The sequence below is a fragment of the Isoptericola sp. Y581 genome (assembly GCF_059445475.1).
Map to the genome: position 1 here is coordinate 202,272 of NZ_JCAIUK010000001.1, position 15,658 is coordinate 217,929.

Genomic DNA, 15,658 nt, shown 5'->3' on the forward strand with positions numbered 1-15,658 from the left:
CGTCAGAAACGTCCGCCGCGCGACCTCCCGCCGCGGCCGCCGCCGCGACGTCCCGCGCCGCCGCCGCCGAAGCCGCCGCCGCCGAATCCGCCGCCGAAACCGCCGGAGCTGCCGCGACGTCGGCCACCCCCGTACCTGCCGCCGGACCCGCGGAGCACGGAGTCGAGCAGGATCCCGCCGAGCACCATCCCGCCGATGTTGCTGCCACCCCCGCCAGGCGTGCCGCCCTGGTTCATCCCCCAGGTCGACGTGTCCCGCTCGGCGGCCTGCGCCGCCTGCTGCGCGTACTGCTCGGCGCGCTGGGCGCGCTCGAGCGCCGCGGTCGGGTCCTCGGTCTGCAGAGCCTGCGCCTCGGCGACGAGGCGCGCGGCCTCGGCCAGCCGGGTGCGGGCGTCGGGGCCGACGGCGCCGCGGCGGGTCGCGATGTAGTCCTGCGTGGCCCGCACCTGCGAGTCGACCCGGCCGAGCGTGTCGCGCAGCAGCGCGCGGGCGCGGGCGTCCGACTCCGCCTTCTCCCGTGCGGGGGCAAGCGCGGCGTCCAGCGCCGCCTCGGCCGCCGTGAGGCGGTGCAGCGCCGCGAGCGGGTCGCCGCCGGAGCGGGCGTCGCGGGCCTGCGCCATCGCGGCCTCGGCCTCGGCGCGCGCGGCCGCGACGGCAGCGCGGTCGGCCACCGGCTCGGCGTCCCCGGGCGGGTCTGCGGGCACGAGCCGCGCGGCGTCGGCCACGTCCTGCCCGATCGACGCGAGCCCCTTGTCCAGGTCGGTGCCGGCCGAGGCGAGCTGCGTTCCCGCCTGGTCGACGGCGTCCAGCAGCGTGCCCGCCTGGCCCAGCGCGTTCTGCGCCGCGCGCAGGTGGGCGACCGCCGCGGCCCGGGTGCGGCCGGTCAGCGCGGCGCGCCCGGCGGTCACGGCCTCGCGCGCGTGCTCGACGAGCACCGCCGCCTGGTCCGGGTTGCCGCTGACGGACGCCAGTGCTGAGGCGGGGTATGTCGCCGCGAGGCCCGTGAGCATCTCGCGCGCCACCGCGACACGTGCCTCGATCTCGCCCGCGCGCTGCTGGGTCTCGTCGAGCAGCTCCGGCGCGCGCTGCTGCAGGGAGCGCAGCTCGTCGAACGCGTCTGTCTGCTCGTCCAGCGACGCGCCGGCGTGCTCGCACAGCTCGAGGATCTCGGTGAGCAGCTGCCGGCGGCGCGCCTCGTCCTCGGGTACGTCGTCGTCCAGCTCCTGGCGTAGGTGGAACGCCTGCGCGACGTCCGCCTTGGCGGCCTCGAGCGCGGCGGAGAAGTTCTGGGTGGCCTCGAGGCCGAACTCCGCCTGCGCGAAGCCCAGCTCCTGCTCGGAGGTGCGCACGGCGTCGTCGATCCCGACCAGCGCGGTGCCGACCCGGCGCTCGAGCTCCGGGGTCGGTAGGGCGGCGACCTCGTCGGCACCGGCCGGGGCGGTGGCGCGCGCCTCCGACGCGCGGCGGGACCGGAACCAGAGCCAGACGCCCACGACGACCAGGATCAGCAGACCGATCCCGAGGATCGCCCCCCAGGGGACTGCGCCGCCGGACGAGCCGCCGCCCGTGCGCACCGTGTCCGCCGCCGCGACGGCGGCGCCGGCCCAGTCCTCGTCGCGCAGGTGGTCCTCGACCGTCCCTTCGACCGCGTCCAGCTGGTCGTCGGTGATGGCGGCGTTGGAGTCCACGGAGAGGCCGTACACGCGGTCCTCGGTGGCGACCGCGAGCAGCAGGTCGTCCACGCCCAGCGCCGCGGAGGTGGCGGTCGCGTTGGCCCAGTCGCGGCCGTCGACCCCGTCGAAGGAGTCCACGTAGACGACGAAGAGCTGGTACGGGGTCTCGTCGGCGAGCTGGTCGAGCGCCGCCTGCACCTCGGCCTTGTCGCCGCCGAGCACCCCCGCCTCGTCGGTGATCTCGGTGTCGAGCTGGGTCAGGGGAGGGACGGCGGAAGCGGTGGCGACGGGCAGGGCAGCGCCGGCGAGAGCCAGCAGGACGGCCAGCACGCAGGCGCCGACGGCCGCGGCGCCGCGGCGCGGCGCGGCAGGAACGGGGGGAATCACGTCCTGATCGTGTCGCGCAGGGCGGACGGACGCAATCGCGCCGATCGCTTGTCGAGCCTGTAGCCCCGCTGGTTGAGCCTGTCGAAACCAGCCCGTCGGTTGAGCCTGTCGAAACCATGCGGGGTGGGTTTCGACAAGCTCAACCGGCGGAGAGGGGTTTCGACAAGCTCAACCAGCGGAGAGGGGTTTCGACAGGCTCGACCGGCGGAGAGGGGTTTCGACAGGCTCAACCGGCGGAGAGGGGTTTCGACAGGCTCAGTCGATGGCGGGGGCGTCGAGGTCCTCCGCGTCGACGATGCGGTACGCGTACCCCTGCTCGGCGAGGAACCGCTGGCGGTGGGCGGCGAAGTCCTGGTCCACGGTGTCGCGTGCGACGACGGCGTAGAAGTGCGCCGTCCGGCCGTCCGCCTTGGGCCGCATGATGCGCCCGAGGCGCTGCGCCTCCTCCTGCCGCGACCCGAACGACCCGGACACCTGGATCGCCACGGACGCCTCGGGCAGGTCGATGGAGAAGTTCGCCACCTTGGACACGACCAGCCGCGATATCTCCCCGGAGCGGAACGCCTCGAACAGCCGCTGGCGCTCGCGGACGGTGGTCGCGCCCGTGATGAGCGGGGCGTCCAGGTGCTGGCTGAGCTCCTCGAGCTGGTCCAGGTACTGCCCGATGACGAGCACCTGATCGTCGGGGTGCTGCTCGACGATCTGCTCGACCACCCGGTTCTTGCCCGGCGCGCACGCGGCCAGCCGGTACTTGTCCTCCGGCTCGGCCGTCGCGTACACCATCCGCTCGTGCTCGGGCAGCGTGAGGCGCACCTCGACGCAGTCGGCGGGGGCGATGTACCCCTGCGCCTCGATGTCCTTCCACGGGGCGTCGTAGCGCTTGGGCCCGATGAGGCTGAACACCTCGTCCTCCCGCCCGTCCTCGCGCACCAGCGTGGCGGTGAGGCCCAGACGACGGCGGGCCTGCAGGTCCGCCGTCATGCGGAAGATCGGCGCGGGCAGCAGGTGCACCTCGTCGTACAGGACCAGGCCCCAGTCGCGTGCGTCCAGCAGCTCGAGGTGCGTGTAGACGCCCTTCCGCTTGGTGGTGAGCACCTGGTACGTGGCGATGGTGACCGGCTTGATCTCCTTGCGGGCGCCGGAGTACTCGCCGATCTCGTCCTCGGTGAGGGTGGTGCGACGCACCAGCTCGTCGCGCCACTGCCGGGCGCTGACGGTGTTGGTGACCAGGATGAGCGTGGTCGTGCCGGACTTCGCCATCGCGGCCGCGCCGACGATCGTCTTGCCCGCGCCGCACGGCAGCACGACGACGCCGGAGCCGCCGTGCCAGAACCCGTCCACGGCCTGCGCCTGGTAGGGGCGCAGCTCCCAGGTGTGCGGCTCCTCCGTCGGGGTGCGCGGCGTCGTGGGCGAGGTGAGTGCGATCTCGTGCTTCTCGCCGTCGACGTACCCCGCGAGATCCTCCGCCGGCCAGCCGAGCTTCACCAGCACCTGCTTGAGGTGGCCGCGCTCGGACGGGTGCACGACGACGGTCTCGTCGTCGACGCGCTCGCCCACCAGGCCGGAGGTGCGCTTGGACTTGAGCACCTCGGCGAGCACGGCGCGGTCGGTGGCCTGGAGCACGAGCCCGTGCGTCGGGTGGGTGGCGAGGGTGAGGCGCCCGTAGCGGCCCATGGTCTCGGCCACGTCGATCAGCAGCGCGTGCGGCACCGGGTAGCGCGAGTAGTCGATGAGCGTGTTGACGACCTGCTCGGCGTCGTGACCGGCGGCGCGCGCGTTCCACAGCCCGAGGCTGGTGAGCCGGTAGGTGTGGATGTGCTCGGGCGCCCGCTCCAGCTCCGCGAACGGCGCGATGGCGCGGCGCGCGTCATCGCCGCGGGGGTGGTCCACCTCCAGCAGGATGGACTTGTCGCTCTGCACGATCAGGGGGCCGTCGGTCATGCGTCTCCTCTCCCCGGGGGGCATCCAGCATCCCAACACCGGATGCGGGTCGTGTGTTCCGGACACGTCGAGGACGGACGACGGGCGGTCCGGAGGGCCCACGCCCCAGATCCCCCAGATGGGGATGGAGCGCCGCGCGGGCAGACACCATTCTGGCAGCGACGGGCCGGCAGGCCGCGCCCGTCCGTCGGGAAGGAGACCGTCATGAGTATCGATCCCAGGCCGTCGTCGTCCGCGCCGCCTGGGCGTCGCGCTACGACTCGCTGCGGTTGAACACGTCGCGGCGCAACTCGGCGCTGCCGGGCGCGCCCTTCCTGCGCGAGCTCGGTCAGTTCCCCACCCGCGATCAGTACGTGCAGTACCTCCGGGACTACGCCGAGAGCCGGGGCGTGGCGGCCCGGCCCGGGGCCAGGGCAACGGAGAGCGGTTCCGGGGGCGGGCGGTGCTGGTGGTGGGTGCCCGGTCCAGCGGCAGTGGGCCCGGCGGTCGTGGACCAGGTGGTGCTCGACGACGAGGGAATGCCCCTGGTGCGTGACGGCACGGAGGCGGCACCGGGGCCGCGGTTCGTCGGCTACGTGCACCGGCCGGGGATGGTCGGGTACACCGGCCGCATCGCCCGGCGCACGGCGCGGGAGATCGCCGCGGACCGTATCCGAGCAGCGGTCGCGGCCTAGCGGGACGGGCCTACGCGGACGAGCGGCTCGGGGGACACACCGCGCGCCTGGTGCGCGACCTCGTGCAGGACGATCGTGGTGCGCAGCCCGTTGCCGACGTGGGACAGATCCGCGCGACCAGGTCGACCTCCGCGGGGGGAGGAGGGGGCGGCGTGCCGACGTGCGGCAGCCGGACGCTGTGCCATGACCTTCTCATCGTGCGACGTCTGGCGGCGGGTGTCGAGGACGAGGTGCCCTGTCCCCGTGCCGTCCACGGGCTCGACGGCGGCCCCACGACGAACGGGAGATCAGGACGACTCGATCCGGTTCAGGAAGTCCTGGCACCAGGCGTGGTCGGCGCGATAGCCCTGCCAGGTGAGTCGGAAGATCTCGGTGACGTGCGACGGCCCCGACGCCTCGGCACGTTCGATGACGTCAGCCTCGTGGGCGATCATCTGGTCGAGGAGCGCGATGCGTCGGCGCAGCCCGCCCGTCAGCTCAGCGGTGGTCAGCAAGGGTGTGAAGTGCAGGAGCGGGACGAGGCTGAGCGGCTGGAAGTCCTGTTCGTTCAGCAGCGACAGGAGCAGTCGGTGGAGCTCGGCCCGCCCGCTCGGGGTGCAGCAGTAGTCGACGGCGCGGCTTGCGCCATCGTCGGCCGGCTCGATCAGACCCGCCGTGGTCAGTGAGCGGAGCTGGTGGTAGATCGACGCGGGCGCGATCGTCGTCCAGCGGGCGACCGCCCATTCGCCGAAGATTCTCTCGATGCCGTAGCCGCTGACCGGCGCTCGGTAGGCGATGACGCCGAGCACCATGAGTCGACTGATTTGCTTCGCCATGACCGCTCCTTCTCCGCTATCGTCTACTCAAACTTTAGTAGTGGAGGTCGGACATGTCAGTCAAGCCGCGCGGGAGCTATGGCGTCGACGCGCCCTGGGTGCCGTGGTTATGGATCGGGGTCGCCGTCGTGTCGGCCGGCGTCGCTGTCGGGTTCGGGCTGTGGAACGCGGGATGGTGGACAGTCGTGCTGGCGTGGTTCTTCGCCGCCTGCACGCTTCTCTACCTGACCGGCGCGGCCCTCTACTGGCATGCGTCCCGGCGCGGGAAGTTCGTGATCTGGGACGGCCTGCTGCGCCGCGGGTCACTACCGGCCGGTGCGCGGGTGCTCGACCTCGGCTGCGGGCGTGGTTCGGTCGCGATCATGGCCGCCGCGAGGTTCCCCGGGGCTACCGTGACCGGCATCGACCTGTGGCGCACCGGCGACCAGTCCGGCAACTCACACGACGCGGCAGCGGGCAACGCGACGCTGAACGGCGTCGGCGACCGGGTCCGCTTCGACACCGGCGACATGACGCATCTGCCCTACCCCGACGGCTCCTTCGCGCTCGTGACGGCGAGCCTGTCGCTCCACAACATCTCCACGGCCGAAGGACGGTGCGCTGCGATCCAGGAGGCGGTGCGGGTACTGGCGCCCGGTGGCCGTGTCCTCATCGTCGACATCCAGCGCACGCGCGAATACGTCGCCGAGCTGCGGCGGCTCGGTCTGACCGTGACCGGCCCGGTTCGACTCGGTTGGCGCAGCTGGTGGAGTGGGCCGTGGATGGCCGCCGCCGGGGTCGACGCCGCACGACCGTGACAGCGCCCGCGGCTGCTCGTCCCGCGGCGGGGTTCAGCCGTCGACGGGCTCGACGGCGGCGATGCGGTGCACGGCGACGGTGAGCTCGGCCTCTCGGACGGGGTCGAGCGCGCGCAGCCGGCCGCCGTCGAGCCGCAGCGGCTTGAGCTCGCGACGCTCCAGGACGCCGGAGCCACCCACCATCTCGATCCACACCAGGCGGCCGTCGCGGAGCGCGTCGTGCAGGGTGGCGAGGGTGTCGCCGGGCTCGGTAGAGCGTCGTCGCGCGGCGGGCGCGGGGCGCGGGATGGCGGCCCGGCCCGGCCCGGCGGGGCCGGGGGTCGCCCGGGTGCTCCGGGCGAGCCGGTCCACGGCCGTCTCGTCCCCGGAGTCCGCTGCGCGCAGCCGCGCCACGAGCGTCGCGCGCGCGTCTTCAGACGTCGGCTCGGTCTCGGCCGCGGGGCCGCGCCGCGGGCCGCGGGAGCCGCGCTCGAGCCGCGGGGGCCGGCGCAGGCGGACGCTGAGCACGTGCCCGTCGGGGCCCTCGACGGCGGACAGGAGCCCCCGCGCGCGCAGCGCGTCGTGCAGCTCGGCGGCGGGCACCGCCGCGGCGAGGACGGTCGGGGCGAGGCGGACGAGGCCCAGGTGGGCCAGCCGGGGGTCCTGAGCCAGCCCGGCCAGCACGCTCGGGTCGGCCGCGCGGACGTACGACCCGGCGGACCCGACGCGCAGCGACTCGTGCCGCCGCGCGGTGTCGCGGACCAGGTACTCCAGGGGCTGCGGCACCGGCACCGGGGAGCGCCCCGCCAGCGCGCCCAGCAGCTCGTCCGCCGTCGTGCCGTGGTCCAGCGCACGCGTGACCGACGCCGCCGAGAAGCGCACCGTCGTCGCCGCGGCCCGCGACTCCACGTCCGCAGAGCGTTCCAGCAGCGTGGCCAGCGCCTGCGACGGCCGGCCCGGCACGATGCCGGTGAGGTCGCCCTGCAGGAGTACCTCGTCCACCTCGGGAGGAAGCGCTGCCCGCATCGCCTCCGCTAGCCCGCCGCTCGCGTGGTCGGTCGCGGGATCGCCCTCGGCGGGACGCGCGTCCGGCAGGTGCGGCAGCAGGGCGCGCCCGGGCCCGGACAGCGCGCCGGCGCCGGTCACGCCCAGCCGTGCTGCCTCGCCCAGCAGCCCCGCCACGGCCTGCTCCGGCGGCACGGTGCGGGGCGCGTGCCAGCGCAGCACGGTCATCACGGCGTCGAGGTCGAGGGCGACGCCGGGCCGGGCGGCCAGGACGTCGAGCACCTGGCCGCGCAGCCGCGGCACCCAGGCGCGGTGCAGGTCGGGGGAGAGCGGCGCGCGCAGCGTCCCCTTCTCGTCGCGCGACCCGATCAGCCACGGCGTGCGCCGCGACGCCGCCCACGCGGCGGCGAGCAGTGCCCAGCGCTCGGCGTCGTCCATGCCCTCCCACGCGTCCGCGACGGTGGTGGACCGGTACGACGGCGGTGCCTCGCCGTCGTCGGCGACCACCCCGGCGGACGCGGCCAGCTCGACGACGAACGCCGTCTCCGTCTCGTCGGTGCCCAGCGCCTGCGCGGTGCGACGCAGGTCGCGCACGCCCAGGCCCCCGCTGCGCAGCACCGGAGGGGCCGTGTCGTCCCAGGCGGCCACGAGGAGGTCCACGCGGCGCACCAGCTCCAGCGCGGCGCCGGCTGACTCCGCGTCGACCGTCGCCTGCGGCACCGCCCGCCCCTCGGGGAGCGGAGGTGTGAGCTCGGGGGAGCGGTGCGTGCGTCCGTCGCGCAGCGCCAGCCCGACGTCGCGCGGCAGGGCCACGTGCCGGGCGTCCGTGCGCAGCAGGAGGCGGGCGTCCACCAGCGCGTCGACCGCGCCGCGGGCCGGAGTGCCTGGCGGTGGCACGACGCCGATCGGCGGGCCCCATGCGAGGGCGTCCAGCACCTCGCGGCCGCCCGTCGGCAGGTCGTCGAGCGCGACCCGGTCGCCGCGGCCTGCGTCCCCGTCCGTCGACGTCCCCTGGTCGGACGGCGCACGGGAAGGCGACGCCGCGGGACGGATGGCGGCCGGCCGGGCCGGGCCCAGGCCGGCGGGGTGTGGGCCGAGCAGCTCGTCCAGCCCGGGTGCGGGGCGCAGGTCGGGCCGACCGGGCTCGCCCGCGTCCCACACGAGGGCGGAGGTCAGGACGTCGGCAAGGGCCCGCTCGACGGCGGAGGAGGCGCCCTCGGCGGCCGTCGCGTCCTCGGCCCCGACCGCCTTGAGCACGTCCCGCGGCGCCACCGGTCCGGCGTCCGCCAGGACCACGACGGCCTCCAGCACCTGCAGCGTGCGGGCGTCGGCCCGGGCCAGAGCCCGCTCGAGGGCGGTGCGGCTGGATGCGCGGGCGGCGAGGGAACGCAGGGTGGACGGCGACGGCGTGGCCAGGTCGGGCCGGGCACGCAGCAGGGCCAGCAGCTCGTCGTCGTTGCGGCTGCGGATCGCCTCCGTGAAGGTGCGGGGCGCAGCCGGGAAGCCGGCGCCGCCCGTGACGTCGGCCTCCTTCATGCCTTCCGGCGACGTGTTGGCCATCTGATCGATGCTACGCGCCGCCACCCGGGTGCCGAACCGGCGGGTGACACCGTGATGGGCGGCCCGGAGGCGCGATCACGGTGTCAACAGCCTGTTCGGCACTCGGGGTCGGGGGACTCAGCCCTGGGCGGTGCGCCGGCAGATCTCCTCCCACGGTGTGGGCTCGATGCCCCAGCGCGCCCGGGCGGCCGTGTCGTCAAGCACGTAGGGCCGCTCCCACTGGTAGATGAGCTCGCGGAGCTCGCGCAGCATGGGCGAGAAGGCCGCGGCGGCCGCGAGGGCCGGGCCCCGCAGCGCGCCCACGCGCACGGGCGGGCGCCCGGCCGTGGCCAGCACGTCGGTCAGCGCCTGGGCCTGGGTGCGCGGAGCGTTGCTCGGCACGTGCCAGACGCGGCCGTGTGCCCCGGGGTCCTCGGCTGCCGTGACGAGCGTGCGGGCGACGTCACCGACGTCGGTGAACGTGTGCGGCACGTCGGGGCGGCCCATCATCGTCACGCGCCGGCCCTGGAGCGCGGCGGGCAGCACGCGGGAGACGTGCCCGTTGTCGCCGACACCGGGGCCCAGGTAGTCGGAGCCGCGCACCTCGACGACGCCCCGCAGCCGACCGCCCTCGAACGCCTCCCGGGCACCGGCCCACAGGCGCGCACGCAGCCGGCCCTTGTGGTCGGTGGCGGCGTCGGGGAGGCCCTCGGTCATGGGCCCGTCGACGGGCCCGTAGGGGTAGAGGTTTCCGGTGATGGCGTAGACGGCGCCGGACCGCTCGGCCGCGGTGAGCAGCGCAGCGGCCAGCGGCGGCCAGGCGCGCTCCCACAGCGTGTAGTCGCCGGGGTTCGCGCAGTTGTACAGGACGTCGGTGCCCTCGGCGGCGCGGGCGAGCGCGTCGGCGTCGGAGGCGTCGAGGGCGGCGTGGGTGACGCCGTCGATCCCGGTGTCGCGGCCCGAGCGGGTGACGACGGTGACGTGGGAGCCGCGGGCGGCGAGGTCGGCGGCGACGTGACGGCCGACGGGCCCGGCACCGACGACGAGGTGGCGATCAGTCATGGCGGGTGCTCCATTCCGAGAGCAGCGCTCTCTGTTGTGGCGAGCATGGCACGGTGACGAGCGTCTGACAAGAGCACTGCTCTCATTGGTGGGCGGCGCTCTCGCGTGCCACCCTGTGCCTCATGTCCGACGCAGTACCCGACGCAGTACCCGACGCAGTGCCCGCCGCCGAGCCCGACGTGAGTCGCGCCCCCCGCACCGCCCGCGCGCTGGCCCGCGAGACGATCACGCGCGAGATCCTCGCCGCGGCCCGCGTCCGCCTCGCCGCCGAGGGGCCTGCCGCGCTCTCCCTGCGCGCCGTGGCCCGCGACGTCGGCATGGTCTCCTCGGCCGTGTACCGGTACTTCCCCAGCCGGGACGCCCTCCTCACGGCGCTCATCGTCGAGTGCTACGACGAGCTGGGCGCGGCGGTCGAGCTGGCGGACGCCGGCGTCGCCGACCAGGACGACGCGGCGGCGCGCTGGCTGGCGGCGTGCCGCGCGCTGCGCGGGTGGGCCGTCGCGCAGCCGGGCGAGTTCGCGCTGCTCTACGGCACGCCCGTGCCCGGGTACGCGGCGCCGCGCCATACGGTGGACCCGGCCACCCGGGTGGTCCGCGTGCTCGTCACGATCGTGGCGCGCGCCCACGCGGCCGGCGCGTGCCCCCGGCAGGCGCCCACGGGGGCGCCCGACGTGACCGCCGTCGTCGGCCCGGCCCGGGAGTTCGTCGCGGCGCGCGGGATCCTCGCCGACGCCCCGACCGAGACGGTGGCGCGCACGCTCATGGCCTGGACGACGCTCTTCGGCACGGTCTCGTTCGAGCTCTTCGGCCACCTCGTGGGCTCGGTGTCGGACACCGAGCGCTGGTACGACGCCGTTGCGCTCCGCCTCGCCGCCGACCTCGGCATCGCGTGACCGGACCGATGCAGCGCACGGGCGCACCGGCCGGTAGCCTGAACCTCTGGCCGCGTGCCGGGCAGGTGCCCGACGCGCGCCGGAGGCGGCCCCGCACCAGCGGGCGGCCGTCAGTCGCCGACGAGAACGAAGAGGTCGAGGTGCCCACCGGCAAGGTCAAGTGGTACGACGAGGAGCGCGGGTTCGGCTTCATCGCCAGCGAGGACGGCAGCGAGATCTTCCTGCACGCGTCTGCGCTGCCCACGGACGTGACGGGCGTCAAGCCCGGTTCGCGCGTGGAGTTCGGTGTCGCCGACGGCCGTCGTGGTCCGTCCGCGCTCTCGGTGAAGGTGCTCGACCCGGTGCCGACGACGGCGAAGGCGAAGCGCAAGGCGCCGTCCGAGCTGGGAGGCATCGTCGAGGACCTCATCAAGGTGCTCGACCACGTGGGCGACCAGCTCAAGCGGGGCAAGTACCCGGACTCCGCGTCGGGCAAGCGCGTCGCGACGCTGCTGCGCGCGGTGGCCGACGACCTCGACTCCTGACCGGCGCGGGCCGCAGACCCCGGCGCTAGCAGCCGGGACGAGGGCAACCCCGAGACAAATGACGAGCACGAAGAGGACGACGAGGACATGGTGACCGCTGCCGCAGACGCACCCGCCCGTACGACGCGGGTCAGCTCCCGCGCGCGGAAGGACGCCGTGCTGCTGGGCGCCGTCGACCAGGCGCGCGCCGCCGCGGAGGAGGGCGCGTCGTCGCCGTCGGACGTGGGCGAGCACCTGGGGACGGTCGCCGAGGGCGAGCGCCTCATGTCCCACCGGTTCGCCGCGACGATGCCCGGCTACCGCGGCTGGCACTGGACGGTGACGCTCGCCCGCGTGCCGCGCGGGCGGGTCGCCACCGTGTGCGAGGTGGAGCTGCTGCCCGGCGAGGACGCGCTGCTCGCCCCGGCCTGGCTGCCCTGGTCGGAGCGCCTGCGCCCCGGCGACGTCGGCCCCGGCGACACGCTGCCCTTCCGCGCCGACGACCCGCGCCTCGAGCCCGGCTGGACGCCGACCGGCGACGAGGAGCTCGACTCCGTCGCGATCGACGAGCTCGCCCTCGCCCGCGCACGCGTGTTGTCCCCGCAGGGCCGCGACGAGGCCGCCGAGCGCTGGTACCGCGGGTCGCGCGGGCCGACGGCACCCGGCGCGGTCGCGTCGCCGTCGGAGTGCATGACCTGCGGCTTCCTGGTGCCGCTGCAGGGCCCGCTCGGCCAGGTCTTCGGCGTCTGCGCCAACGCGTGGTCTCCCGACGACGGCAAGGTCGTGTCACTGGACCACGGGTGCGGCGCGCACTCGGAGACCGACGCGGCCCAGGCGCCGAACGACTGGCCGGCGGACGCGCCGTTCATCGACGACCTCAAGGTGGAGCCGGTCGTCGTGCAGCGCACTCCTTCCTCGGATGACCAGCCGGACGACCAGCCGGACGACCGGCCGGACGGCCCGGAGCCGACGACGGAGGCGGACGCCGCTCCCGAGCGCCCCGACGCCGAGTGACGGGGGACGTCTTCGGGACCGCGGCGCTGCGGCACGCGGTCACGGAGGCGTGGCTCGGCTCGGGCACGCGCTTCCGTGAGGATGCGAACGCCGAGGAGGACCACGCCCGGGGCTACTACCGGGACCGCGTGGTGGTGGAGCTCGCGCAGAACGCCGCGGACGCGGCCGCCCGCGCCAGTGAGCCGGGCCGGCTGCAGCTCCGCCTGGAGGACCTCGGCGACGACCCGCGCGGCGTCGCGCGGCTGGTCGCCGCCAACACCGGCGCGCCCCTGACCGCGGACGGCGTGGCGTCCCTCGCGTCGCTCCGGGCCTCGGCGAAGACGCCCTCTTCGGTCGAGTCCGCCTCTTCGGTCGAGTCCGCCTCTTCGGTCGAGTCCGCCTCTTCGGTCGAGTCCGTCTCGTCGGTCGAGCTTGTCGAGACCACGGGGTTTCGACAAGCTCAACCTGCGGGGGAGCCAGCCGGGTTCCGACAGGCTCAACCAGCGGAGGCGCAGGTCGGCCGCTTCGGCGTGGGCTTCGCGGCCGTGCGCGGCGTGGCGGACGAGATCACGGTGCGGTCCACGACGGGCGGGGTGCGGTTCTCGCTCGACGCGACGCGCGCGCTGTTGGACGACGTCGCCCCCGACGGTTCCCGGCTGCGCGCCGACGTCGCCGAGCGGGGCGACGACCTGCCCGTGCTGCGGTTGCCGTTCCCCGCCCCGGCGCTGGGCGACGGCGACGGTGATGTCGACGGCGACGAGGTAGTCGACGGCGACGAGGTACCTGCGGGCTACGACACCGTGGTGGAGCTGTTCCTGCGCGACGAGGACGCGGCGGCGTCCGTGCGCGCGCAGCTCGATGCCGTGGACGACGCGTTGCTGCTGGCCCTGCCCGCCCTCGAGCGGGTGGAGGTGTCCGCCGGGGAGCGGTCCCGCGTGCTCACGGACCTCAGCGAGCGGTGGGTGGTGCTGCGGCGCACGGGCGACGTCGACGCCGCCGACGTGGCCGACCTGCCGCACGAGCAGCGCCGCGCCCGGTGGTCCGTGACCTGGGCGCTGCCGCGCGCGGAGCGCGGGCCGGCAGGTGGCCCGGACGATCGCCTGGGCGAGTCCGGGGAAACCGCCGGCGTGCTGCACGCGCCGACGCCCACGGACGTGCCCCTGACGTTCCCGGGCCTCCTGATGGCGTCGTTCCCGGTGGACCCGGGGCGCCGCCGGGTGCTGCCGGGCCCGCTGACCGACCGGCTCGTGGCCGAGGCCGGGCGCGCGTTCGCGGAGCTGCTCACCGACCTGGCCGCCGACCGCTCCAACGAGCATGCCGCCGACGTGCTCGACCTCGTGCCGGGCGGGATGCCCGCCGGGGACCTCGACGCCGCCCTCCGCGACGTCGCGCTGGACGCCCTGCGCTCCGCCCCGCTGCTGCCCGCCCCGCGCGGGCTTGACGACGGCACCGAGGACGACCCCGTAGGCGGCGCCGTCGCGCCCGCCGACGCGACGGTGCTGGTGGGCGCAGCGGGCGACGATCCGCAGCTCGTCGCGGTGCTCTCCGGCGTCGTCCCGGGCCTGGTGACGCTGACCACCGCGCAGCAGGGGGTGGCCCGCCGGCTCGGGGCCACGCCGACCACCCTCGCCGACGTCGTCGCCGACCTGCCCGGCGGGCTGCCGCCCGCGCGCTGGCGGGCGCTGTGCGAGGCGCTCGCCTCGTACGCGTCGGACCCGGGGGTGCTCGAGGCGCTGGCCGGCGCGCGCGTGCCGCTCGCCGACGGGCGCACCGCGTCGGGCGTGCGCGGCACGGTGGTGCTCCCCGAGGACGACGACGACCCCGCGCTGGCGGCGGTCGCGCGCACGCTCGGCGTGCGGGTGGTGCACCCGGACGCGGCGCACCCGCTGCTGGTCCGCGCGGGCGCCACGTCCACCAGCCCGCGCGCCCTCCTGGACGACGCCGGCGTGCGCGGGCTGGCGCTGGCCGCGTCGGAGGCGCTGCTCGAGGGCGCGGCCGAGCTGCCGGACATGCCGGGCACCCCCGGCGCGTCGACGCTCGTGGGCCCGGTGGAGGTGAGCCCGCGCGAGGTGGTGCAGAACGTTCTCGCGCTGGCCCGGCTCGCGCAGGCGACCGGGGGCGACGGGTTCCCGTTCTGGCTGGGCGAGCTCCCGGTGCCGACCGAGGGCGGGATGCGGCCTGCGCGCGAGGCCGTGCTGCCGGGGTCGTGGGCGGCCGGGGCGATGCCCGCGCTGGTGCCCGTCACGCGCGCGGCGCTCGCCTACTACGGCGCGCCGCTGCTGGCCGCGTTGGGCGTGCGCGCCGACGTCGGCGTGTACCGGGTGGCGGACGTGCTCACGCCCGACCCCGAGGACCCCGAGCCCGAGCACGGCCCCGACGACCCCGCCGGGTGGCTCTCCGGCTGGCAGGACTACCTGCACTTCCTGGCCGGCCGGTTCGGCCCCGGGACCGACGTCGGGGACGTCGACGCGGTGGCGGACCTCGACGCGGTGGAGGACGGCGAGAACGGGAACGAGGACGACGGCGACGGCGCGGGGGGCGCCGGGCCGTGGGCCGCAGTGCTCGCCCGGATCGTGGCCGACCCCGCCGCCCGTCGCGCCCTGCTGACCCCCGTCGCCGGCGGTCCGTCGTACACGGCCTGGTGGCTGCGGGACCGCCTCGGCGCCCCGTTCGCCGCGCACGACGGCGTCCCGCTGCTGCCCGCCGCGCCGCCGGCCGTCGCCGCGCTGGACGACGAGGCACAGCGCGCGCTCGGCGTCGTGGACGGCCTCGGCCGGCTCGACCCGGCCGACTGGCCCGCCGCGCTGGACCGGCTGCCCGACGTCGGCACGCCGCTGCCGCTGCCCGTCGCGCTCGGCGTGTGGCGGGGCCTGGCGGGCCTCGCGGTCCGGCTCGCCCCCGCGGCGCGCGCGGACGCCCTCGACCCGCTGCCCGACCGGCTGCCCGCCCTCGACGCGAGCGACGTCGTCGTGCGCCGGGCCGACGACGTCGAGGTGTCCGGCACCGCCCGCTGGGCCGTGCTGCGCCCGGTGCTGCCCGTGCCGCAGGGCGAGGTGGGAGCCGTGGCCGACCTGCTCGACCTGCCCGTCGTCGGCGAGGACGGGCTGCCCTCCCCGGACGGCCCCGGCCGCGAGCGACCGCTCGACGAGCGGGTCACGGCCCTCGACCCGCTGCTGCCCGACGTCTGGTTCGAGCACGGGCGGCTGTCCGTGGCCGGCAGCCCGGTGCCGTGGTGGGTCGACGCCGAGGGCCGGGCACACGCTACCGACCGCGCCGGGCTCGCCGCTGCGCTCGCGGACCTGCTGGGTCGCCCCGACCGCGCCGCACTGCTGGCCACCGTGCTCGCCGCGCCCGAGCGGGCCGCCGAGCTGTGGGTCACGACCGCCTGGGGCTGACC

Annotated in this window: 11 protein-coding genes; 6 read left to right on the forward strand and 5 right to left on the reverse strand. The window is 75.9% G+C overall.

Features of this window, described 5'->3' with window-relative positions; genetic code table 11:
- Positions 1 to 2: 2 nt before the first annotated feature.
- Positions 3 to 2,060 (reverse strand): TPM domain-containing protein, encoded by a 2,058-nt coding sequence (locus AC1C2W_RS01005; RefSeq protein ID WP_495412108.1) that lies wholly within the window; start codon positions 2,058 to 2,060, stop codon positions 3 to 5.
- Between the two features lie 255 nt (positions 2,061 to 2,315).
- A complete protein-coding gene (locus AC1C2W_RS01010; protein WP_495388222.1) occupies positions 2,316 to 4,001 on the reverse strand; it encodes a DNA repair helicase XPB in 1,686 nt (561 codons plus the stop codon).
- A 269-nt stretch (positions 4,002 to 4,270) separates the two neighbouring features.
- Between AC1C2W_RS01010 and AC1C2W_RS01015 the strand changes: the two genes are divergently transcribed.
- Complete coding sequence (locus AC1C2W_RS01015; protein ID WP_495412109.1) at positions 4,271 to 4,675, forward strand: hypothetical protein; 405 nt, start codon at positions 4,271 to 4,273, stop codon at positions 4,673 to 4,675.
- 287 nt (positions 4,676 to 4,962) lie between these two features.
- On the opposite strand, the gene AC1C2W_RS01020 is transcribed toward AC1C2W_RS01015, so the two are convergent.
- Positions 4,963 to 5,466 (reverse strand): PadR family transcriptional regulator, encoded by a 504-nt coding sequence (locus AC1C2W_RS01020; protein WP_495388221.1) that lies wholly within the window; start codon positions 5,464 to 5,466, stop codon positions 4,963 to 4,965.
- A 77-nt stretch (positions 5,467 to 5,543) separates the two neighbouring features.
- On the opposite strand from AC1C2W_RS01020, the gene AC1C2W_RS01025 reads away from it, so the two are divergent.
- Positions 5,544 to 6,287, forward strand: coding sequence for a class I SAM-dependent methyltransferase (locus AC1C2W_RS01025; RefSeq protein WP_495412110.1), 744 nt, complete (start codon positions 5,544 to 5,546; stop codon positions 6,285 to 6,287).
- A gap of 33 nt (positions 6,288 to 6,320) precedes the next feature.
- Here the strand turns inward: AC1C2W_RS01025 and AC1C2W_RS01030 are convergent, their stop codons facing one another.
- Together AC1C2W_RS01030 and AC1C2W_RS01035 are read right to left on the reverse strand one after the other, a co-directional pair.
- Entirely contained in the window at positions 6,321 to 8,831 is a 2,511-nt protein-coding gene (locus tag AC1C2W_RS01030; RefSeq protein WP_495412111.1) for a helicase-associated domain-containing protein, read from the reverse strand.
- A gap of 117 nt (positions 8,832 to 8,948) precedes the next feature.
- Positions 8,949 to 9,872, reverse strand: coding sequence for an NAD-dependent epimerase/dehydratase family protein (locus AC1C2W_RS01035; RefSeq protein WP_495412112.1), 924 nt, complete (start codon positions 9,870 to 9,872; stop codon positions 8,949 to 8,951).
- A 122-nt stretch (positions 9,873 to 9,994) separates the two neighbouring features.
- Between AC1C2W_RS01035 and AC1C2W_RS01040 the strand changes: the two genes are divergently transcribed.
- From AC1C2W_RS01040 to AC1C2W_RS01055, 4 genes are all read left to right on the forward strand, one after another.
- The gene (locus tag AC1C2W_RS01040) at positions 9,995 to 10,765 is read left to right on the forward strand and encodes a TetR/AcrR family transcriptional regulator (RefSeq protein ID WP_495412113.1); all 771 of its coding nucleotides are present in this window, start codon (positions 9,995 to 9,997) and stop codon (positions 10,763 to 10,765) included.
- Positions 10,766 to 10,905: 140 nt separating this feature from the next.
- Positions 10,906 to 11,289, forward strand: coding sequence for a cold-shock protein (locus AC1C2W_RS01045; protein WP_495388444.1), 384 nt, complete (start codon positions 10,906 to 10,908; stop codon positions 11,287 to 11,289).
- Between the two features lie 87 nt (positions 11,290 to 11,376).
- A complete protein-coding gene (locus tag AC1C2W_RS01050) occupies positions 11,377 to 12,282 on the forward strand; it encodes a DUF3027 domain-containing protein (protein WP_495388216.1) in 906 nt (301 codons plus the stop codon).
- Positions 12,279 to 15,656, forward strand: a complete 3,378-nt coding sequence (locus AC1C2W_RS01055) for a sacsin N-terminal ATP-binding-like domain-containing protein (RefSeq protein ID WP_495412114.1) — start codon at positions 12,279 to 12,281, stop codon at positions 15,654 to 15,656. The genes AC1C2W_RS01050 and AC1C2W_RS01055 overlap by 4 nt, the downstream gene beginning before the upstream one ends.
- Positions 15,657 to 15,658: the final 2 nt, after the last annotated feature.